Source organism: Rhodococcus sp. NPDC076796 (genome assembly GCF_040702765.1).
Taxonomy (GTDB): Bacteria; Actinomycetota; Actinomycetes; order Mycobacteriales; family Mycobacteriaceae; genus Rhodococcoides.
The window spans coordinates 59,259-79,372 of sequence record NZ_JBFBMS010000012.1 but is presented as its reverse complement, the minus strand read 5'-3'; the positions used below and the strand labels follow the sequence as shown (position 1 = coordinate 79,372).

Here is a 20,114-nt window from a genome sequence, read left to right as displayed (position 1 = left end):
CCCGCGGCGTTACGCCATCTGGACGCCGGCGATTTGTGTGACCCCACCCTTGCCGTCGAACGACAACTGGCGAAAGGCCACCTTCTCGACGAAGAACCTGTCGTGGCTCACCAAGATCACCGCACCGGGGAACGCCATCAGGGCACGTTCGAGAACCTGGGTGCTCTGCAGGTCGAGGTGGTTGGTGGGCTCGTCGAGCACGATCACGCCTGCGCCGAACAACAGACACTGCGCCAGAGCAACTCGGGCCTTCTGGCCACCGGACAGAACACCGATCTTCGATTTGAGATCCAACTCCGAGAACTGCAGCAGGGTCAGAAAGCGATGGACTTCCTTCTTGGTCGCGGTCAGTGCGAGGCTGCCCGGCATCGCATTGACCGAATGCGACACGGTGTCGTCGAGATCGAGATCGGCCAGCACCTGGTTGTAGTAGATGAAGGACGGCGCCTTGGTCTTCCACTTGATCTTCCCGCTGTCCGGATGCTCGGCACCGACGAGGATGTCTACGAGGGTCGTCTTGCCGCATCCGTTGGGTCCGGTGATGGCGATGCGGTCACCGCGATGCACGGTGAACGAGATGTTCTCGAAGAGTCGTTGCTCACCATAGCTTTTGGAGATACCCGTGATCTCCGCCAGGTTGTCGTGGACGTGCAGTCCGCCGTAGATCGCAGTGACCACAGTGTCGACCGGGCGCGGGCTTTTGCTCTTCTTGATGTTCGCGAGTCGACGCTTGAGCACCCCGCTGGGGTTCTTCACCGCTTCCTTGCGATCGCTGATCGCTTCCTGTTCGTACGCCAGCAGCTGTTGCTCGTTGCTGAACTCACGCTCGAGGTTCTTGAGTCGAAACTGTTTCTGCTGAACGTATTCCGAGTAGCTACCGTCGTAGGTCTGCAGGTGATGGTTCTCGATCTCGACGATGCTGGTGACGACCTGCTCGAGGAAGGCGCGGTCGTGCGAGACGACCAGAAGCGCTCCTCGAAAGTCACGTAGCCAGCGCTCGAGCCACGCGATACCGGCCACGTCGAGGAAGTTGGTCGGCTCGTCGAGGAGCAGCACATCCGGCGCTTCGATCAGAATTTTGGCCAGAGCCGCGCGGTTGCGCCAGCCCCCGGACAGTCGATCGACGGGCAGTTCACGCCGCTCCGTGTTGAAGCCGAGCATGGAGAGCACCGTGTCGATCTGTTGGTGATAGGTCCAGCCGCCGCTGTTCTCCATGGCGTCGAGCAGTTCGGCTTGGCGATCGACGAGCTTGTACATCTGCTTCTCGTCGAGGTCGCCCCCGAGCGCGGCCTCGACCTCGGCCAACTCGACCTCGATCGCGTGCACTGCGACGAAAAGCGATTCGAGTTCCGCCTGGATGCTGCGATCGCCGTCGAGTTCCGAGAACTGCGAGAAGTACCCGATCCGGGCGCCCTCGGTGACATCGACCGTTCCCGTATCGGGAGTCTCACGCCCGAGAAGAAGCTGCAGCAGGGTGGTCTTGCCCGTGCCGTTGCGCCCGATCAGACCGATACGGTCGCCGTCGGCGAGGCGGAAGAACACCTCACGCAACATCACCTTCTGGTCGTATCCCTTGGCAACGTCGTTCAAGCGAATCCAGCTCAAGCGTTCACATCTCCTGAAAACACGGGTCCGCTGAGTCGTCGAACCGGGCGCGCTCACTCTAGCGTCGGCGTGTTTCCAACCTGATTTCGATCGAACGACGCATCGTTACAGTTTCGTTCTCATCGCTGCGAAATCGCACTCTGTGGTGGCGATACACGTCGATCCGCCAAATCCGACAACGCTGTGTGCTGGTCATTCACACCGAATTCGGCAAATCACCGTGCTACGTTCAAGTTCGGACAAAGCAATCCCCACGCAGTACACAAGACTGCAACCGGTCCGGCCGAAGTGTTGCGCGTATCGCTCCCGGCACATCGGCGCAGGTCCGGTTTTCGAGCAGTCAAGAACCGGAAGGCCCCACGCATGGCACACACTGTGCTGAACACAGGCTCGACGAAGAAGATCATCACCACCCTCGCCGGTGCCGCACTCGTTGCAGGCAGCCTCGCAGGATGTACCTCCACCAACACCGACGACGGTGCCGATCGCCTGCAGTCACTGCGCGACGCCGGCACCATCACCGTCGGAGTTGCCGGTGAAGCGCCGTACAGCTTCGAGGAGAACGGCGAATTGACCGGCGCAACAATCGCTTTGCACCGCGAGATCTTCGGCAATCTCGGCATCGACACCGTCGAGGGTGTCAATGCCGACTTCGGCGCACTGATCCCTGGCCTGCAGGCCAATCGATTCGACGTCGTCAGCGCCGGAATGTCGATCCTTCCGCAGCGTTGCGAGCAGGCCGCCTTCGGCGACCCCGAGTTCAACTACACCACCGCACTGATGGTTCCGACAGGTAACCCGGCAGGTTTGACCGACATGCAGTCCGTGGCAGACAGTGGCCTGCAGTTGGCCACGATGACCGGCGCTATCGAGTCCGATTACGCCGAGGCACTGGGCATTTCGAGCCAGCAGGTCGCCGCACCGCAGGACGGCATGGACGCCGTCACCTCCGGCCGTGCCGACGTCTTCGCCCTGACGGCCATCTCGCTGAACTGGATGAAGACCAACAATCCCGACGCACCGGTGGACGTCACCGAGTCCTTCGTCGCCGAGATCGACGGTGAGCCGCAGGTGGGGGCCGGTGCCACCGTGTTCCGCACCGACGATCAGGAGCTGCTGGACGCGTACAACGAGGAGCTCGCGAAGATCACCTCGAACACCGACGCGTACCTCGACATCGTCGGGGACTTCGGCTTCACCGCCGAAGAGCTACCGGATCCGAGCTTGACCACCGCCATGCTCTGCGAGGGCTGATCGCTGCTGCAGGCTGATCGCCCGTGAACGAGAACATCGAGACCTTCCTGGATTCGTGGCCGCGAATCCAGGAAGGCATCCTCACGACCGTCTATCTGACCCTCGGCGGAGCCGCTCTCGCCTTCGCTCTGGCACTACTTCTGGGCCTGGCAGCGGGAAACCGGCACATGTACGTGCGCGCACCCGCTCGCTTCGTCGTCGAATTCTTCCGTGGCACATCGTTGCTGGTTCAGCTGTTCTGGCTGTTCTATGTGTTGCCGCTGTTGGGTTTTCAACTCGAAGCCATGTTCTGTGGAATCCTCGCGCTCGGTCTCAACTACGGCGCCTACGGTGCCGAGGTCGTGCGCGGATCCATTGCCGCTGTCGCGAAGCCGCAGTGGGAAGCCGCGTTGGCACTGAACTTCACCCCCTGGCAACGACTGCACCGCGTCGTGTTCCCGCAGGCGTGGGTACAGATGATTCCGCCGCTGACGAACCTGCTGATTCAGCTACTCAAAGGCAGTGCACTCGCCAGTTTCGTTCTGCTGCAGGACCTCACATACCAGATCACCCAGCTGCGACGCACGACCGGCGACACGCTGTTCGCCTTCGGTGTCGGACTGGTCATCTACTTCGTCATCGCGTACATCCTCACGCTGCTGATGAACCTGCTCGAGGTGCGGGCCAAGGGGCGCTTGGGATCCGGGCCGTCGATGCGTGAAGTGCTGCGTCTCAAGCCCGAACGCGTCGATCAGAACGTGGGGGTGGGTCGATGAGCGTCGACTGGAGTTGGGAACGCGCCTGGGACGCCCTGCCATTCCTGCTCGAAGGCTTCAAAATCACTCTGCTGGCCACCGTGCTCGGATTCGTCCTCGCTGCGGCCCTCGGTCTGGTGATCGCCGTCGTGCGTCATTCGGGGCCGAAGTTCGTCACCGTTCCACTGCGTATGGTCACCGAGTTCATCCGTCTGACACCGCTGATCGTGCAGTTGCTGTTCGCGTACTACCTGCTGCCACAGTTCTCTGCGTTGCAGATCGGTATCACCGTCCTCGGCATTCACTACTCGACGTACATGGCCGAGGTGTACCGAGCCGGAATCGACGCCGTCCCGCCGGGACAGTGGGAAGCAGCTCGCGCGCTGTCGCTCCCGAGCAGCCGAACGTGGCGTGCGGTGGTCCTGCCGCAAGCCGTGCGCAGCACGACGCCTGCGCTGGGCAACTACGCGATTTCGATGTTCAAGGACACGCCGTTCCTGTTCGCGATCACCGTCGTCGAGATGGTCACAGCGGCGCAGCAATACGGGGCGAGCACGTTCCAATACCTCGAGCCGATCACGTTGGCCGGCGTCATCTTCCTGTTGGCGAGCTACCCGACATCGATCCTCATCAGAAGACTGGAGAAGTCCCTTGCCTACTGACGATTCGGGCACCCTGCCGATGATCAAGTTCGACAAGGTGGTCAAGCAGTTCGGCGATCACGTCGTGCTCGACCATCTCGATTTCCAGGTTCGACGCGGCGAGCGCGTCGCGCTGATCGGGCCCAGCGGGTCGGGAAAGACGACGATTCTGCGTCTGCTGATGACCATCGAGAAGGTCAACGACGGCGTCATCTGGATCGAGGACGAGCCGCTGACGCATCAGCGCAAGGGCGACAAGCTCGTCGTCGCGTCGGAGAAGCACCTGCGCAAGGTGCGGACGCGCATCGGCATGGTGTTCCAGCAATTCAATCTGTTTCCCAACATGACGGTGTTGCAGAACATCACCGAGGCCCCGGTTCACGTACTCGGCCAGAGCAAGGCCGAGGCCACCGAGCGTGCGCGCGAGCTGCTGCAGACGGTGGGGTTGGCGGACAAGGAGAATGCGCATCCGACCAAGCTGTCCGGCGGACAGCAGCAGCGCGTGGCGATCGCCCGGGCGTTGGCCATGGATCCGGACATCCTGCTCCTCGACGAGGTGACATCGGCGCTCGATCCCGAGCTCGTCGCCGACGTACTGGACGTGCTGCGCACCATCGCCGAGACCACCGACATCACGATGCTCATCGTGACCCACGAAATGGGATTCGCTCGCGACGTGGCCGACCGTGTTCTCGTCTTCGACGAGGGCAAGATCCTCGAAGAGGGCCCGCCGGAGGACATCTTCAGCAACCCACAGCAGGAGCGGACGCAGCGGTTCCTGAAAGCTGTTCTTTCACAGTAGGAGTCATCGCCGAATCAGGTCGATTCCCACAACCACAGGTAGTAGTCGAGTCGCTCGCGGTCGAGTTCGACGCCGTACGCGTCCAAGAATGCCTCACGGTAGTTGCGCCCGAAGTTGTACTCGATACTCCAGATGGCCGGTGCCAAGTCCGCCCAGCGGTCGGCGACGCCCATCGTGCCCATGTCGACGTGCGCTGCCCAGGATCCGTCGTCGGCGATCAGAGTGTTGGGCATGCAGGCGTCGCCGTGGCAGACCACGAGCCTGTCGATCGACGGAGGATCGACCGGCAGGTCGCGATCGCCGACTCGGGTACGCACCGACCAGTCGAACGGGCATTGCTCGACGGGGACTGCATCGTGAAAGGCCCGAAGACCGGTCGCCGCCGCACGGACCGCGCGTGCCGGATCTGCGAACCAGCGATCTGCTACCGCGCTCTCCCACGGCAAGGCCTCGGTGATCATCCAGGAACCCGAACGGTCAGAACCGCTCTCGAGAACCTTCGGCACCGGGCTGTACCGAATCACCCACTTCAGGCGTCGTGCCTCCTCCTTCAGATCTATCGAGGTTTCGGCCGGCGTCCATTTGATGTACCGCTCCCGTCCGAGACGAAACGTCAACCCGCCCAGCTCATTCGACCACACCGGCTCGATTTTTTCCGACCCCGCCAACTCCCGCACCACGGGCGGGATCGGGACGTCGCCGTCGGGCACACTCATCGGTTCGTGACATTCGCGAGAGAATCGACGGGTGGCGACACCACCACGGGATCGCGACCCGACCACAGATCCAGTACCGCCTTGGGGCGCGCCAGCAACTCTCGCGCGTAGTTACGCACCACCGCAAGGGTATTGCAGTCGATGCACTCCGCCGTGACTCCGTCGACGTCCAAATCCATGTCCTCACACAACGCCACGGCACGCGACACATGGAGGGGTTGGCTGATGATCAGTCCGCGTTCGACCCCGAAGGTCTCCTTCGCCCGTGCGCAGGTGTCGTAGGTGTCGATGCCGTGATCGTCGCCGATGATCACGCTGGGGTCGATTCCATGCTCGACCAGATAGTCGGTCATAGCTTGAATTTCGTTGCCGGAGTTGCCGTCTGCGTCACCGGAGACCAGAATTGCCTTGATCTTTCCCGCCGCCATCAAGGCAATCGCAGTGTCGAGACGTCCGGAGAGAAACCGCATCGGCTTGCCGTCGCGCACCTGTGCACCGAGAACGATGGCCACTGGGGCGTCCGGCGCATCGTCGACGTCGTAGACCTTCCCCGCCGTCGCGTACGCCACCCAACCGGCCGATGCCAGAACGACGGCAACCAGGGCGGCGACCAACGCACAGAAGGCACGAACGAGTCGTCCGGCCAGTCCTCGGGGCTTCGATTCGGTACTCATGATCTCGTTTCGTCGGCGGGAAGAAACCTCAAGCTAACCCACGAATACGGCGTCCGAGCATCGCCGAGGCGCACCCATACCGATTCCACAGTGAACCCTCAGAGCCGCCCTGCTCGGTTGCACAGTTCGGAGGCGGAGTACCGTTCGATCAGTGAATCCGCTGCTGACCTCTCGACGGTATGTCGACTTGCGTCTGCAAGCCAGCGCTACCTGTTGACGGTCCTCTAGACCGCGTCCCCTCCGATCGGCCCATCGGCCGACGAGCACTTCTGTCGTCCATCCCTGTCGACACCTCTCCTTTTCGAAAGGCATATCCATGTCTGCGCCCAGCGCTACCCGAACGCGCCGTGTCCCTACCTGGGCAACCGCATTCGGTCCACAGATCGTTGCCGGACTCGTCCTCGGTGTCGTCCTCGGACTCATCGCCCGCTCGATGCCCGACGCCGCCGACGGGAACGACAACTGGTTGGTCGGCACCCTGTCGACCATCGGTTCGAGCTACGTCAAACTGCTCACCGTCGCGGTGATCCCGCTGGTGTTCACGGCGATCGTCAGTTCCATCGCCAACCTGCGCGAGGTCACCAATGCTGCCCGTCTGGCGATCCAGACGCTGTGGTGGTTCGCCATCACGGCATTCATCGCCGTCATCATCGGCATCGTGATCGGGTTGGTCGCGCAGCCCGGCTCGCGTACCAGCGCGGGAGCGGACTCGGCCGGCGATCCGTCGAGTGTCGGGTCGTGGTGGTCGTTCCTCACCGGACTTGTACCGAACAACTTCCTCGCACTCGGCGCGAAAACCACGGTCGCCGAGAGCGGCACGGCAACCACATCGCTGAGCTTCAACATCTTGCAGTTGCTGGTCATTGCCGCTGCCATCGGTATCGCTGCACTCAAGGTGGGTAAGAAGGCCGAGCCGTTCCTCGCGTTCAACGCGTCGTTGTTGGCCATCGTACAGAAGGTGCTGTGGTGGATCATTCGGCTGGCACCGATCGGCACCGCCGCACTCATCGGCAACGCGGTGGCGACCTACGGCTGGGACGCGATCGGTTCGCTCGGCGTGTTCACCGTATCGATCTACGTCGGTCTGGCCGTGGTGTTCTTCGTGGTGTACCCGGTGATCGTTCGCGCCCATGGGCTTTCGGTGCGCAACTTCTACTCGGGAGTGTGGCCTGCCACCCAGCTGGGCTTCGTATCTCGCTCGTCGATCGGAACCCTGCCACTCACCGAGCGCGTCACCGAACGCAACCTCGGAGTTCCGCGCGAGTACGCGTCGTTCGCGGTACCTCTCGGGGCGACGACCAAGATGGACGGTTGCGCGGCAATCTATCCCGCGATCGCGGCGCTCTTCGTCGCTCAGTTCTACGGCATCGATCTGACCATCACCGATTACCTGCTGATCATCGTGGTGTCCGTGATCGGTTCCGCGGCAACGGCTGGAACAACAGGTGCGACGGTGATGCTCACACTCACGCTGTCGACACTCGGATTGCCACTCGCCGGTGTCGGTCTGCTGCTCGCGGTGGAGCCGATCGTCGACATGGGCCGCACCGCAGTCAACGTGACCGGTCAGGCATTGGTGCCGACCATCGTCGCCAAGCGCGAAGGAATCCTCGACCTCGAGCGCTACAACGCTCCGCGAAACGGTGACCCCTTCGTCGACGAGGAAGCCGAAGTGGAACTCGCTCGCTGACAGAGCAATTCGATCTGCGATTCCCGACGACCGAGCAATTGGGTCGTCGGGAATCGTCGTCTATCGCGGTGGCGACAGTGCTTCCACAGTGGCCGCAGTGTCGGTGTCCGCCGCCTCGACACTGGCGAAATAATGCTGAAAGAACTCCCGCATCGTCTTGATGATCTCGATCTGCTGCTTGATCGCAAAGCGCGCGGAGCCTTCTTCGCCAACAGCAAGACGATGAAACTTCGCCCCGAGCATCTGAGCTGACGGCAAGTCGCCGAATGATTCGGGAGACGACAGCCCGACAGTCATCTCGAACATCTTGTCCAGTTCCTCGAGATAGTCCGAACACGCCTTATCGCAGGCCACCGCCACATCTGCTTCGACGTGAAGTGCGCCGGCATTGGCCTGGTCGCGCAACGATCGCCAATACACGAGGTTGTCGGCCAGACCCGATGTCGTATCAGTCACTGTGGGGTGTCCTTCATTCCGGCAAGTACGACTGAAGGTCCTCGGCATGCTTGGCGACTTCGGTGCAGGGGTCGCCAAGCAAGTCCTTCGAACCAATTTTGTGGAGGATGAAGATGATCAGATTGCCGCTTGCGTCGAGCGCGATACTGCAACCCTCCAGTGGCATACCGTCCCCAGAGACGTTGTGCTGCACGGCCGCGCGGAGGCCTACTTGGACTGGAACCTGCCCAACGTTCTGCGGACTGCTCAGGTACTGATCGAGCGAATTTATCGATGACTGGACGAGGAGGAAGTACCACGGGTTGTCGGACGGCCCATCCCACGCACAGTTCTTCCAACCGGGATACGTCGTGATTCCTGCGAAGTCCGGTCTCTCCGTACTCACGTCCAACCCGCTGGCCGTCACTGCAGATTTGGGAATGGTGCACGGATCGAATGGCTCCGGGCCGGCCGCCACCGTCGTCGTCGTCGTCGAGGAGTCTCCACTGGCGGCGGGTGTTCCCTGCGTCGAGCCCGCACAACCGGTCAGCAGCAGTGCCGAAGCCCAGACCACCGCAAATCGGCGCCCACCCACTAGCCGCATTCGTTCAACCTCTCGACACAGACGTCACTGAACGATTGGACGCGCCGCGAGCGCAATCGGTTCCCTAGACAGTCTGTGAGGTTCTGATCTCCTGCACGTCCTCGGAAGCGAGGCTCCGGCGCTCCGCCGCCCACACCCACATGGCCAGTGAGATGAGCGCGATCACCTCGGCGACGACGAGCACCCGCTCCACGTAGCCGAGTGTGACGACGCGATACCAAGGGCGTGATCCGGTAGCTCCGACGGCCAGCGCGTACACGATCGGCATCAACGTCACAACGGACAGCGCGCCGAGTCCCATGGTCACGCGGGCGCGCACCGCCCAGACGGTGTCACGAAGCCACGGGCGAGAGAACGCGAACACCGCAACGGGGATGCTGACGAACGCCACCGCTGCTCCCAGTCGGTGGATCGTGCCGCCGATGCTGAGCGCGGCGTCGTTCGACCAATCCTGCTTCGGCACAGCGACGACGGCGACGAGTCCCATGGTCCACAACACGAGGCCGATCGACGCGGCGGATGCGGGCCGGGTGAGTCGGTGCCGGAGTGCGACAGCGAGCGTGAGAGCCGAACCGAAAGCGAGCAGAACGACGCCGATCGAGAACACCCACTGCTGCGCGCCAAGTCCGTATTCGCTGATCGTTCGGCGCAGATGGGAGGGCGTCTGCCATGCGGTGTGCAGATCGAGAACCAGCACCACGAGTGCGCCCAGCACGATCGTCAGTGCGCCGATCATGGCCGGTCGAATCGGCACAACGTCTCCCCTCTCGGATGGCGTCGATCGCCGCCCACACTCCATGTTGCCTGAAGGTCCGGTGCACCCCTTGACCTGAAGGACAGCCAGGCATAACCTACAACCAAATGGTTGTAGATGAGATGAGTGACGCTGAGGTCGATCGCCTGTTCCAGGCCTTCGCCGACAAGACGCGGCGCGACATCGTCGCGAAGGTCACTGTCGGCGAACAGTCGGTATCGGAGTTGGCGGCTCACTACGCCATGAGTTTTGCCGCTGTGCAGAAGCACGTCGCGGTTCTCGAACGCGCTGACGTGATCACCAAACACAAGCGTGGCAGGGAGCAGATCGTGCGAGTGCGGTTGGACACCATCGCACACGCTCGCGCCTTGCTAGATACCTACGAGGAGATCTGGCGACAACGCGTCGAACGGATCGACGATCTCTTCACCAACGACCGGAAAGGTACCACCTGATGCCATTCGTCAGCTCTCACCAGGACACCGAGCAACTCGCCCTCACCCTCGTCGCTGAATTCGCCGCGTCGGTCGAGCAGGTCTGGCAGATCTGGGAGGACCCTCGACAACTCGAGCGTTGGTGGGGCCCGCCGACATGGCCCGCGACCTTCGAGAGCCACAACTTCGTTCCGGGAGGGCGCGCCACCTACTACATGACCGGACCTGATGGTGAAAAAATCACTTACTACTGGCTCTTCACCGACATCTCTGTACCGTCGTCGCTGAGCTTCGACGACGGATTCACCGACGAGAGCGGCAATCCATCCTCGGAGATGCCCATCATTCACACGGCCGTGACTCTCGAACGAGCGGATGCGTTGACACGCATGACAATTCGAAGCCGGTTCGATTCGATCGAGCAGCTCGAGCTGCTCGATTCAATGGGCATGGTCGAGGGCATGACGGAGGCAATCGGTCAGATCGACGCCATCCTCGCCGACTGGTCGTGGTGCGCGGAAACTCGACCTCCACTACGAGCTTTCGTGCACGTGCGGCTAAGCCGCTCTACTCCGGAACCGAGCTGACAGTGAAAGGCTCGACGGGCTCTCCCCCACGCTTGTCGAACTGACTGTTCACTACGAACAGCCGATCGTCCATGGCTGCAACGGTTGTCGGGTAGGCGAACGATGGGTCGGTGATCTCTCCGGTGACCGCGCCAGTTCTGCCGTCGTCGTCGAGGTCGATTGTCGCGATGAGACCGTCGCGGTTACGTACGACATACAGTGTGTCGTCGTCCATTTCGAGCCCGTCACCGTTGGTGACCGTGGCACCGCCGAGGTCGACCTGTGTGACCTCTTTCGAGCTCTTGTCGATGCGGTACAGGTTGCCGGTGCTCGATTGCACGACGATCAACGCCGATTCGTCGTCGTTCTCGACGATTCCGTTGGCGTTGAATCCCTCCCCGTAGACGAAGGGGGTGCCGTCGAAGTTCACGAACGTCTCCAGTTGTCCGTCCCGCGCGCCCGCCGTCATCTGCTCGAACGGGATCCGGTACAGCGCCGGGTTCCGTGAGTCGGTGACGTAGGCATCGCCGTTGTCGGCGATGGCAACGTCGTTGAGGAACGTGGCATCAGTGCCGAGGCCGTTGCCGAATGTGGCAACCAGGTCGCCGGAGTCGGCGTCGTACACCCACACCTTGCCCGTCGCTCCACCGGCGATCACCAAGTAGTCGGCGCTATCGTCCTCGTCGGTCACGTCGATTCCGGCGGCACCGGTGCGTCCGTCCGCGCCGCCGGGGAGAAACACCGACACATCCGGGGATCCGACAGTCCCGCGGAACACTGCGCCGTCGGACGTCGAGGTCACGTAGAACGTGTCGTCGGCGGCAGTGATGCCCTCGGGGAACACGCCGCTACCCGGCAAGTTGTATACGGTCGCGGCGCTCGAGTTCGAGGCCGTGGACGACGCAGATGTGGATGCCGCAGTGGTGTCGTCCGTAGGCGTCTGTGTCGGTTCCGAGGACCCGCAGGCGCTGAGCAGGAGTGTGGTGGCGGCAACAGCTGGAACTATCCGGGAGACTCGGTTCACACGTTCGAGTGTTCCATATGTCCAATTCTCTTCCCAGCGAAATCATCCTGCCCCTCGCCGGGTTCACCGCATCGCAGGGCGGCATGACGCTGCTGAGTGCGTTGTTCTGGACGACGGCAGGGTCGGTGATCGGCGCACTAGTCCTGTACTGGATCGGTGTCGCTGATTCACTCGCCAGGGCCGGTCGGCATCGTCGTCGCGCTGACTGCTCACAGCTCGTCGATGTCGATGAACCCATCCTGCAGTGCGCGCACCAGCAACGTCGCTTTGGTCGGTGCCGTTCGCCCCACTGCCGTGTATTTGGCTCTGATGCGCGTCAGATGTGTGTTGACGGTTCCCATCGAGAGATAGAGCGAGCGCGATACCTCCGCTTTGGAATCAGAGATGAGCCAGGCGGTGAGTACTTCGATTTCACGAGCGCTGAGCCGTGGGTCGGGTGCGTCGCCGACGCGGATGTCGAGCACAGTCATGGAGATCCTCGATTTCTGGCACCACCGCTGTCCCGGTGGCGCGAACACGGCCAATGACACCGCACTCACTCCGCTGGGTCACTCCGAGGAATGACCCAGGTCGCTCTCACCTGAGAGTGAACGCTGTCACCTGCGCCGACGTGCTCGAGCCCACCTCGGTAAAGTCCGCCTCTATGACCGAGCTCGACGCGACCGCCGCCCACTTCGTCGAGGCGGGTGTCACATTGTTGATCGCGCATCCGCAGAGGATTCTCGAACGCGGACTACGAATCGAGGACGTCGTCCACGAGGCCGACTCGTCGACAGCGACGTTCTTCCGCAAGTTCAATACCAAATCCGACTTCCTCACCACGGTCGTCGAGCATCTGTCCCGAACACCACTACCCACCGACGTTCACGGAACAGTTCGCACACAGATGGCGAACAGTGGCGGATCGATTCGCGCAGGGGTGTCGACGCTCGTGGCGCATTACTTTCCGGCAATCGTCGACCAGAAGAGCACCACCGCAACTCTTCTCGACCACGTTTTCCGCGGACCTGCTTCCGCGGCACTCGCCGGTAGCTACCGCGTTCGAGACGACGCCGTACTGGACGCATTCGAGGCGCTGTTCGCTCCCGAAGGTGGAGCTTTTCGCCGCCCCTTCACGGCCCGATCGTTCGCAGTGACGGTCAATGCCGTCGTCGACGGCTTTCGCATCCGCAGTCAGGTGGACGCCGCGTCCGTGTCGGCCGATGTGATGTCCGACGCGGTGCTCGCCTTCCTCGGGGCCGTCGTCGACACGTCGGGACATCATCAGCACCTCGATGACGTCGTGGGAGATGTCGGTGTGCCGGTCGAGGAACGGCCGCTGCCCCGCGATCCGCGTGCTGCGATCGTCACCGCGGCGCGCGACGAGTTCGGAAAGCGTGGCTACTTCATGACACGTATGGACGACGTCGCCGATATCGCAGGAGTGCCGAGGGCGGCATGCAAGATACTGTTTCCGACCAAGCCGTCCGTCATCGTTGCAGCACTGCAGAGCCGAGTCGATCGTCTTCGCGAGTCGGTGGCCGACGACCAGTTGCTGGGCCTCTACGATCTCACGATTCTGCAAAACCACATGCTGCGGTGCGCGCAACTCGCGGCCGACGAACTCGAATTCATGGACGCGCTCCTCGTCGCAGTCGCACACGACACCTACGGCGAGCCGGAGGGACTGATCTCGATCAAGGAGAAACTGAACCTGCCGTCGATCATCGCACCGGTCATCGCACGAGGGCAGGACACCGGTATCTTCCGAAAGGGCTCGAGCCCAGTCGATCTCGCTGCAGGCATCACCAACACTCTACTGATGCGGTGCTTCACCCGACGACAGAACAGCCCGCAGGACAACGCGACGTTCGTCGCTGAACTTCTCCTCGACGGACTCAGTACGCACTGAGCATCGACCGGCTGCGTGTCATCGAACCCGAAACTGGCGATGCTGCAACCACTCCCCTGAGTCAGTGCTTCGGCACCCGGTACCGGCCACCTTTGACGACGAACACCACGTATCCAAGGATGGCCAGCAGGTACAGCGCCGTCGGTACCGCGAGCACCCAGACGCTGACGGAGTCGCCCGTCGTCGCACCCGCAACGCCGGCGATCCAGGCGAACAGCAGTGCCGTTGCCGCGCCCATCCACTCGAGGTCCTCGGCCATCTTTCGGTTCAGCTCGGGGCGGTTCTCGGCGGCAGTCCAGTACTCGTGCATCGTCCGACTCGGCAGATTCACCATGGATGCCGGAACCTTGGGGAACCACCAACCGATGCTCGCGAACAACGCGATCACCGCGAATCCGATGCCTCCCATCGTGAGCAGGAAGGACAGCTTCGAGTCCATGCGATCGACCTGACCGGACCCGTCGAAGTGCGCGGGCACTTGATCCCCCGCAGTGACGGCGACCCAGATCAGAGCGCATATGAACACCAGAGTTGACAGCAGTAGGGCCGCACGCGAAAGCTTCATCGACGTCCACTTTAGCGCCGGAGGCATCCATGCCCAACAACGAGTTCGGGGACTTCCAGACCCCGATCGAGTTGGCACGTGCGTTGGTGAACACCCTGCCACGACGACAGTGGACTCGCGTTCTCGAACCCACATGCGGCGTAGGGAACTTCATGTCGGTTGTCGGCGAGAGCCACCCCGAGGCAGAACGCGTCGGAATCGAAGTGCAGCCCGAGTACGCCGCGGCCGCATCGGCATTCGGCAGGGTGATCACCGCCTCGATTTTCGATTTCGACTTGGCACGCGACATCGCATGGACGTCGGATCCGGGCCCGACCCTCGTCGTCGGCAACCCACCGTGGGTGACCAACTCTCAGCTCTCGGTTCTGGGTTCCAGCAACAGGCCGGCTCGTACGAACACCAGGAACACGCGCGGAATAGATGCGATCACCGGAAGCTCCAATTTCGATATCGCGGAGTTCATTTGGATCAAATTACTCGCCGAGTTCGCAGATCGCCCGGCCACCGTTGCGATGATCTGCAAGACCCAGGTAGCCCGAAACGTTCTGTTGCACTGCGCTCGGCACGGCCTTCCGATCACCGGTTCGAGTCTGCGACCCATCGACGCCAAGAAGTGGTTCGACGCCGGAGTGGATGCCTGTTGGTTCGTGGTCGAACTCGGAACCGGTTCAACCGACCACACTGCACAGATGTATCCGAGCATGGATGCACCGCACCCCAGCAACAGAATCGGAGTGGTCGACGGACAACTCGTCGCGGATGTCGACGCCTACGAACGAAGCAAGCAGTTCGATGGCATCAGTCCACTGATGTGGCGTCAGGGTATCAAACACGACGCGTCTGCCGTCATGGAACTGGCCGAGAACGACGGCCCGCGAACCAAACTCGGAGCTTCGGTGGACGTCGAGAAGGACTTCCTGTTTCCCCTGTTCAAATGCACCGACGTCTACCGCGACAAACTCAGCGAGGTGTCGCGGTGGATGATCGTGCCGCAATCGCACACCGGTGACGACACCGCGCAGTTGGCGGACAGCGCGCCCAAGCTGTGGAAGTACCTGACCGACAACGCGACAGCTCTCGACGGCCGGAAGTCGTCGATCTACCGAAGTCGCGCCCGGTTCTGCATCTTCGGTGTCGGGCCGTACACGTTCGCTCCGTACAAGATCGCGATCTCCGGATTCCACAAGGTTCCGCAGTTCAGGATGGTCGGCCCCTACGACGGAAGACCTGCGGTGTTCGACGACGCCACCTATCTCCTGCCGTTCGAGGACCCAGCGGCATGCGCCGTCGCCCATGCGCTGTTGAGCGGCCAGGAGGCCACCGATCTCATTGCCGCGCTGGCATTCTGGGACAGCAAACGACCGGTGACCAAGAAGCTGCTGCAACGCATCGACCTACACGCGATCGCCTGCGCGACAGACCCCGGAGCTCTACGGGAGCGTGCTGCCGATGCTGCGGCCGCGCACGGTCTACCGTTCGAGACAGCATCGCTCATTCGCGCGGTGGATCTCGCGAGGGAATTACCACTATGACTGTCGACCCCTCACAGCGACAACCCGTTCCGGAGCTGGCCCTTCTCCTCATCGGCGGATCCATGTTCTTTGTGGCCACTGTCGTCAAGTGGGACGCGTTGTTCATCGCGTCGATCTTCCTCTGCGTATTCGCGGGCTTCGCAGCCTTGATCTCGACGCGGCTGTCCCGTCAGAGCCGGCGAACCATCGCGCTTGCCACCGTTGCGGGAGTGGTTCTCACCGGCGTCGGCGCGGTGCACATGGTGAAGGACGCATCGGAACCCGTCATCTTTTCACTCGGTCTTCTTCTCTACCCTGGCGGCAGTCTCGCGCTGTCCGGGTTCATCAACCTGGTGTCGAGCCGGAGACGAAAGCCCCGGTCGAACCCACCGCCTGCAGACTTCACAGATCGGACTTGATCGTCTCGGCCAGTCGATCGAGGTACTCGTCGTTGCGTTTGTAGTGCACCCAGGGGCCGATCTTGGTGCTCGTCACCAGCTGCGCTCGTTGCAGCACGGCCATGTACTGCGAGGCGGTGGATTGGGAGACGCCCGCCCTCGACTGAATGTGCTTGAGGCACACTCCCACGTCCTCGGCGGGCTCGAGCTGGGGCGGAAAATCGCTGGGATCCTTGAGCCACCGCATGATCGCCAATCGCGCGGGATTGCTCAGCGCACCGAACACCGCTGCGAGCTCTGCAGGGTCCAGTTCGTCAGCCACCCTCGAAGCCTACTCCCATATCGCAATATCGCGATATGTGGTCTACTGACGGCATCGCAATATCGCGATATCCAGATAGGAGTAGGTCATGTCACGCTTAGCAGTAGTAGTGGGAGCCAACGGAGTGATCGGCGGCAACTTGGTCGATCACCTGCAGCGAACAGGTGATTGGGACATCGTCGGGCTCTCACGCCGCGGCGGTACCGACGACGGACGCGTCCGGCACATCGCGGTGGATCTGCTCGACGCAGACGAGACTCACCGCCGACTGGCGGAGCTGACCGACGTCACACACATCTTCTACGCCGCCTACCAGGAGAGACCGAGCTGGGCCGAACTCGTCGCCCCCAATCTCGCGATGCTCGTCAACGTGGTCACGGCCATCGAGGACAGTTCACCGGACCTCGAGCACGTGAGCCTGATGCAGGGATACAAGGTGTACGGCGCACACCTTGGACCCTTCAAAACCCCCGCGCGAGAATCCGATCCGCCCCACATGCCGCCCGAGTTCAACGTCGATCAGCAGCAGTTTCTCGAGGCGCGGCAACTCGGTAAGCGCTGGACGTGGTCGGCCATCCGGCCATCGGTGGTGTGCGGTGTAGCGCTGGGGAACCCGATGAACCTGGCCACCGTCATCGCCGTGTACGCCACGATGTGCGCGAAATTGGGCGTCCCCATGCGGTTTCCGGGCAAGCCCGGTGCCTTCGGCGCGCTGCTCGAGATGACGGATGCGTCGTTGCTCGCCGAGGCGACGGTATGGGCGGCCACCACGCCGAGCTGCGCCAACCAGGCGTTCAACATCACGAACGGCGATCTGTTTCGCTGGAGCGAGATGTGGCCGCGCATTGCTGGTCTCTTCGACCTCGACACCGCAACTCCGCTTCCGATGTCGTTGGCCGATGTCATGGCAGACAAGGAAACGCTGTGGGATTCGATCGTCGCCGAGAACGGGTTGCAGAAGATTCCGTATTCCGACGTATCATCCTGGGCGTTCGGAGATTTCGTGTTCGCGTGGGACTACGACGTCATAGCGGACGGCTCCAAGGCCCGTCGAATGGGATTTCACCGATTCGTCGACACCGAGTCAATGTTCGCCGGGATCTTCGCCGAGCTACGTCGCCAGCGAATCATCCCCTGAGGGGAGCCGCCCGGTGTGACGCCGGAGTCGGCCGGATAGTTTGAATCGGCACGAACGCCGATCGAGACCTACGGGAGAACAATGCATCCGTTCGACACAGCAGTTGCCCTCGAGACCGTCGGCGCCGGCACCTTCGCCGGGCACACATCCGCGCCGTACAACAACATGGTCGGCCCGTTCGGTGGCATCACTGCCGCGACGTTCATTCGAGCAGTCGAGCGTCATCCGGAATGCCTCGGATCGCCGGTCTCGCTGACTGTCAACTTCGCCGGTCCGGTCGCCGAGGGCGAATTCGAGATCTCGGCGCGAGCCGTACGAACCAACCGAAGCAATCAGCACTGGTACCTCGAGCTGATCCAGGACGGTGCCGTCGCCACCACGGCCACAGCGGTGTTCGGAACGAGACGCGAGACGTGGGACAACACCGAGGCTGTGGCACCGGCCGTCCCCTCCCCCGCCGACACGCCCCGAGGCACCTTTCCCGACGCGATCGCCTGGGCGCAGAACTACGAGATGCGTTTCGTTGCAGGCGCTCTGAACGATCAGGAATCACCGGACTCGACCGAGACCCTCTGGATCCGCGACACTCCGCCTCGTCCGCTGGACTTCGCGGCGCTGACGTCGCTCAGCGATGTGTTCTACCCCAGAATCTTTCAGCGCCTCGGTCGGTACGTGCCGGCGGGCACCATCTCGCTGACGACCCACTTCTTCGCGACACCGGAGGATCTCGAGAAGCACTCCGATGGGTACGTCCTCGGCACCGCCCGTGCACGCCGGTTCCATCAGGGCTATTTCGATCAGACCGCCGAACTGTGGACCGAAGGTGGGACGTTGCTGGCCACGAGTCACCAGGTGGTCTACTACAAGGGCTGACCCACTCCGACCGACTGTTCCAGCACCCGTCGCACTGCTCCGCGCGCACCGCTGTCCTGAAGCGAGCGCTTGGCGCGTTGGTACGCCCCGCGTAGCCGCGGACTTGTCGACAGATCGCCGAACACAGCAGGATTCGCCAGGAAGGCGCCGGGGTTGTCGTGGTCCTCCCACGACAATCGCTGCAGGTGTTCGGCATGCGCGTCGACCATCGGAATGTCCCCGCGCTCGTGGACACCGCACCACGCGGCGAGCACCAACGCTCCGTGGTCGACCGATCGGTCCTGCGCGAGCCGGTCGCGGATCACCGGCAGCACGAACTTCGGGATGCGAGCGGACGCGTCGACGATCTGACGTTCGAGCGTGTCTCGCACGGCGAGGCTCGAAAAGCGTTGCAGCAGTTGCTCGATGTAGGTGTCGATGTCGATTCCGTCGACGGGGGCGAGTGTCGGTGCAGCCTCGGCTCGCATGTACGACGCGACGAACTCGTACAGGTCGGGGCTGGCCATCACTTCGTGCACGTGGGTGTACCCGGCGAGGATACCGAGGTAGCTCATCGCTTGGTGAGATCCGTTGAGCAGCCGCAGTTTCATGTGTTCGTACGGCCCGACATCGGCGACGAGTTGCACTCCGACCTCGCCGAAGGGCGGTCGCCCGAACGAGAAGGTGTCTTCGACCACCCACTGCGAGAAAGATTCCGACCGCACCGGCCAGCCGTCGTCGATTCCGAAGTCGCTGCGCACGTCGTCGATCACGGCGGTCGTCGTAGCGGGGGTGATGCGGTCGACCATCGAGTTGGGAAACGCGACCGTTGCGTCGATCCAATCCGCCAGGTCGGCGTCGTGCCGACGGGCGAAGGAGGTCAATGCCGTTCGGGTCACCGACCCGTTGTGGACGATGTTGTCGCACGACATCACCGTGAACGGCGGAATTCCGTGGTAGCGGCGGGTGGCGAGAGCAACGGTCAAGAAGCCGAAGACACTCGACGGTACCGAGAGGTCCCGGAGGTCGTCGAGTACCGCAGGATCGCTGGGCTCGAACGCACCGGTGACGTCGTCGACGCCGTAACCCGCTTCGGTGATCGTCAAGGACACGATCATCGTCGCGGGTGAGCTGAGCACGTCGAGTACGCCCTGCGGATCCTCGGGCGCGAAAACGAAATCCGCGACCGAACCGATCACCCGGGCGTCGCGTCGACCGTCCGGATCCACCGTGACCAGGGTGTAGAGGTGATCCTGCGAGTCGAGGACGTCACCGATCTTCCTGTCTCCCGGCAACACTCCCACTCCGCACAGCGCCCAGTCGAGATGTCCGGCCGCGAGCAGCCGATCGAAGTACACCGCCTGATGTGCGCGATGAAATGCGCCGACGCCGAAATGCACGACGCCGCAGTGCAGTTCGCCCAAGTCGTAGTCGGGCTTCGCGACGGTCGCGGGCAGGTCTTCCAACGTCGCGCGGCGAAGCTCGATCATGACAGGTTCCTCGG

The 20,114-nt window shown here is 62.5% G+C and carries 23 protein-coding genes and 1 pseudogene; 13 read left to right on the top strand and 11 right to left on the bottom strand.

What is annotated here, in order from left to right:
• Positions 1 to 9 precede the first annotated feature (9 nt).
• Positions 10 to 1,605, bottom strand: coding sequence for an ABC-F family ATP-binding cassette domain-containing protein (locus AB0366_RS24245; protein WP_366246265.1), 1,596 nt, complete (start codon positions 1,603 to 1,605; stop codon positions 10 to 12).
• 363 nt (positions 1,606 to 1,968) lie between these two features.
• On the opposite strand from AB0366_RS24245, the gene ehuB reads away from it, so the two are divergent.
• The 4 genes from ehuB to ehuA are packed head-to-tail and all read left to right on the top strand — an operon-like array spanning position 1,969 to position 5,036.
• A complete protein-coding gene (ehuB, locus tag AB0366_RS24240; RefSeq protein WP_366246264.1) occupies positions 1,969 to 2,859 on the top strand; it encodes an ectoine/hydroxyectoine ABC transporter substrate-binding protein EhuB in 891 nt (296 codons plus the stop codon).
• Between the two features lie 23 nt (positions 2,860 to 2,882).
• Complete coding sequence (gene ehuC / locus AB0366_RS24235; protein ID WP_314144293.1) at positions 2,883 to 3,614, top strand: ectoine/hydroxyectoine ABC transporter permease subunit EhuC; 732 nt, start codon at positions 2,883 to 2,885, stop codon at positions 3,612 to 3,614.
• Entirely contained in the window at positions 3,611 to 4,255 is a 645-nt protein-coding gene (gene ehuD, locus AB0366_RS24230) for an ectoine/hydroxyectoine ABC transporter permease subunit EhuD (RefSeq protein ID WP_366246261.1), read from the top strand. Before ehuC ends, ehuD begins: the two co-directional genes overlap by 4 nt.
• 19 nt (positions 4,256 to 4,274) lie before the next feature.
• Positions 4,275 to 5,036, top strand: a complete 762-nt coding sequence (ehuA, locus tag AB0366_RS24225) for an ectoine/hydroxyectoine ABC transporter ATP-binding protein EhuA (RefSeq protein WP_366246297.1) — start codon at positions 4,275 to 4,277, stop codon at positions 5,034 to 5,036.
• 14 nt (positions 5,037 to 5,050) lie between these two features.
• Here the strand turns inward: ehuA and AB0366_RS24220 are convergent, their stop codons facing one another.
• Together AB0366_RS24220 and AB0366_RS24215 are read right to left on the bottom strand one after the other, a co-directional pair.
• The gene (locus tag AB0366_RS24220; RefSeq protein ID WP_366246259.1) at positions 5,051 to 5,752 is read right to left on the bottom strand and encodes an aminoglycoside 3'-phosphotransferase; all 702 of its coding nucleotides are present in this window, start codon (positions 5,750 to 5,752) and stop codon (positions 5,051 to 5,053) included.
• Complete coding sequence (locus tag AB0366_RS24215; RefSeq protein WP_366246258.1) at positions 5,749 to 6,426, bottom strand: ElyC/SanA/YdcF family protein; 678 nt, start codon at positions 6,424 to 6,426, stop codon at positions 5,749 to 5,751. Before AB0366_RS24215 ends, AB0366_RS24220 begins: the two co-directional genes overlap by 4 nt.
• Positions 6,427 to 6,742: 316 nt before the next feature.
• On the opposite strand from AB0366_RS24215, the gene AB0366_RS24210 reads away from it, so the two are divergent.
• Complete coding sequence (locus AB0366_RS24210) at positions 6,743 to 8,116, top strand: dicarboxylate/amino acid:cation symporter (protein WP_366246257.1); 1,374 nt, start codon at positions 6,743 to 6,745, stop codon at positions 8,114 to 8,116.
• 60 nt (positions 8,117 to 8,176) lie between these two features.
• Here the strand turns inward: AB0366_RS24210 and AB0366_RS24205 are convergent, their stop codons facing one another.
• The 3 genes from AB0366_RS24205 to AB0366_RS24195 form a co-directional block, all read right to left on the bottom strand.
• Positions 8,177 to 8,521: a hypothetical protein gene (locus AB0366_RS24205; protein WP_366246256.1), complete on the bottom strand. Its 345-nt coding sequence runs from the start codon at positions 8,519 to 8,521 to the stop codon at positions 8,177 to 8,179.
• Positions 8,522 to 8,585: 64 nt separating this feature from the next.
• On the bottom strand, positions 8,586 to 9,155 hold the full coding sequence (locus AB0366_RS24200) for a DUF3558 domain-containing protein (protein WP_366246255.1): 570 nt from the start codon (positions 9,153 to 9,155) through the stop codon (positions 8,586 to 8,588).
• A 64-nt stretch (positions 9,156 to 9,219) separates the two neighbouring features.
• On the bottom strand, positions 9,220 to 9,909 hold the full coding sequence (locus AB0366_RS24195; RefSeq protein WP_366246254.1) for a DUF998 domain-containing protein: 690 nt from the start codon (positions 9,907 to 9,909) through the stop codon (positions 9,220 to 9,222).
• A gap of 122 nt (positions 9,910 to 10,031) precedes the next feature.
• Between AB0366_RS24195 and AB0366_RS24190 the strand changes: the two genes are divergently transcribed.
• Together AB0366_RS24190 and AB0366_RS24185 are read left to right on the top strand one after the other, a co-directional pair.
• Positions 10,032 to 10,364 carry a metalloregulator ArsR/SmtB family transcription factor gene (locus tag AB0366_RS24190; protein ID WP_237668955.1) on the top strand — a complete coding sequence of 111 codons (333 nt, stop codon included), beginning with the start codon at positions 10,032 to 10,034 and terminating at the stop codon, positions 10,362 to 10,364.
• Complete coding sequence (locus tag AB0366_RS24185; protein ID WP_366246252.1) at positions 10,364 to 10,930, top strand: SRPBCC domain-containing protein; 567 nt, start codon at positions 10,364 to 10,366, stop codon at positions 10,928 to 10,930. Before AB0366_RS24190 ends, AB0366_RS24185 begins: the two co-directional genes overlap by 1 nt.
• Here the strand turns inward: AB0366_RS24185 and AB0366_RS24180 are convergent.
• Complete coding sequence (locus AB0366_RS24180) at positions 10,911 to 11,933, bottom strand: superoxide dismutase (protein WP_366246251.1); 1,023 nt, start codon at positions 11,931 to 11,933, stop codon at positions 10,911 to 10,913. The genes AB0366_RS24185 and AB0366_RS24180 overlap by 20 nt on opposite strands.
• Before the next feature lie 29 nt (positions 11,934 to 11,962).
• Here AB0366_RS24180 and AB0366_RS24175 point away from each other — a divergent pair.
• A pseudogene (locus tag AB0366_RS24175) lies at positions 11,963 to 12,094 on the top strand (DedA family protein); the annotation flags it as partial.
• Between the two features lie 48 nt (positions 12,095 to 12,142).
• On the opposite strand, the gene AB0366_RS24170 reads toward AB0366_RS24175, so the two are convergent.
• Entirely contained in the window at positions 12,143 to 12,403 is a 261-nt protein-coding gene (locus tag AB0366_RS24170) for a LuxR C-terminal-related transcriptional regulator (RefSeq protein ID WP_366246250.1), read from the bottom strand.
• A 173-nt stretch (positions 12,404 to 12,576) separates the two neighbouring features.
• Between AB0366_RS24170 and AB0366_RS24165 the strand changes: the two genes are divergently transcribed.
• Complete coding sequence (locus AB0366_RS24165) at positions 12,577 to 13,824, top strand: TetR family transcriptional regulator C-terminal domain-containing protein (protein ID WP_366246248.1); 1,248 nt, start codon at positions 12,577 to 12,579, stop codon at positions 13,822 to 13,824.
• A gap of 61 nt (positions 13,825 to 13,885) precedes the next feature.
• Here AB0366_RS24165 and AB0366_RS24160 read toward each other — a convergent pair whose 3' ends face one another.
• A complete protein-coding gene (locus AB0366_RS24160) occupies positions 13,886 to 14,389 on the bottom strand; it encodes a DUF1648 domain-containing protein (protein WP_366246246.1) in 504 nt (167 codons plus the stop codon).
• 29 nt (positions 14,390 to 14,418) lie between these two features.
• Here AB0366_RS24160 and AB0366_RS24155 point away from each other — a divergent pair, with 29 nt between their 5' ends.
• Both AB0366_RS24155 and AB0366_RS24150 read left to right on the top strand, forming a co-directional pair.
• Positions 14,419 to 15,921, top strand: coding sequence for an SAM-dependent methyltransferase (locus AB0366_RS24155; protein ID WP_366246244.1), 1,503 nt, complete (start codon positions 14,419 to 14,421; stop codon positions 15,919 to 15,921).
• A complete protein-coding gene (locus AB0366_RS24150; RefSeq protein WP_366246243.1) occupies positions 15,918 to 16,319 on the top strand; it encodes a hypothetical protein in 402 nt (133 codons plus the stop codon). Before AB0366_RS24155 ends, AB0366_RS24150 begins: the two co-directional genes overlap by 4 nt.
• On the opposite strand, the gene AB0366_RS24145 is transcribed toward AB0366_RS24150, so the two are convergent.
• Positions 16,303 to 16,620 carry a helix-turn-helix transcriptional regulator gene (locus tag AB0366_RS24145; protein ID WP_121873034.1) on the bottom strand — a complete coding sequence of 106 codons (318 nt, stop codon included), beginning with the start codon at positions 16,618 to 16,620 and terminating at the stop codon, positions 16,303 to 16,305. The genes AB0366_RS24150 and AB0366_RS24145 overlap by 17 nt on opposite strands.
• An 88-nt stretch (positions 16,621 to 16,708) precedes the next feature.
• On the opposite strand from AB0366_RS24145, the gene AB0366_RS24140 reads away from it, so the two are divergent.
• Together AB0366_RS24140 and AB0366_RS24135 are read left to right on the top strand one after the other, a co-directional pair.
• On the top strand, positions 16,709 to 17,758 hold the full coding sequence (locus AB0366_RS24140; protein ID WP_366246241.1) for an SDR family oxidoreductase: 1,050 nt from the start codon (positions 16,709 to 16,711) through the stop codon (positions 17,756 to 17,758).
• 81 nt (positions 17,759 to 17,839) lie between these two features.
• On the top strand, positions 17,840 to 18,631 hold the full coding sequence (locus AB0366_RS24135) for a thioesterase family protein (protein ID WP_366246240.1): 792 nt from the start codon (positions 17,840 to 17,842) through the stop codon (positions 18,629 to 18,631).
• On the opposite strand, the gene AB0366_RS24130 is transcribed toward AB0366_RS24135, so the two are convergent.
• The gene (locus tag AB0366_RS24130) at positions 18,619 to 20,100 is read right to left on the bottom strand and encodes a mannitol dehydrogenase family protein (protein WP_366246239.1); all 1,482 of its coding nucleotides are present in this window, start codon (positions 20,098 to 20,100) and stop codon (positions 18,619 to 18,621) included. The two genes, AB0366_RS24135 and AB0366_RS24130, sit on opposite strands and share 13 nt — an antisense overlap.
• Positions 20,101 to 20,114 lie beyond the last annotated feature (14 nt).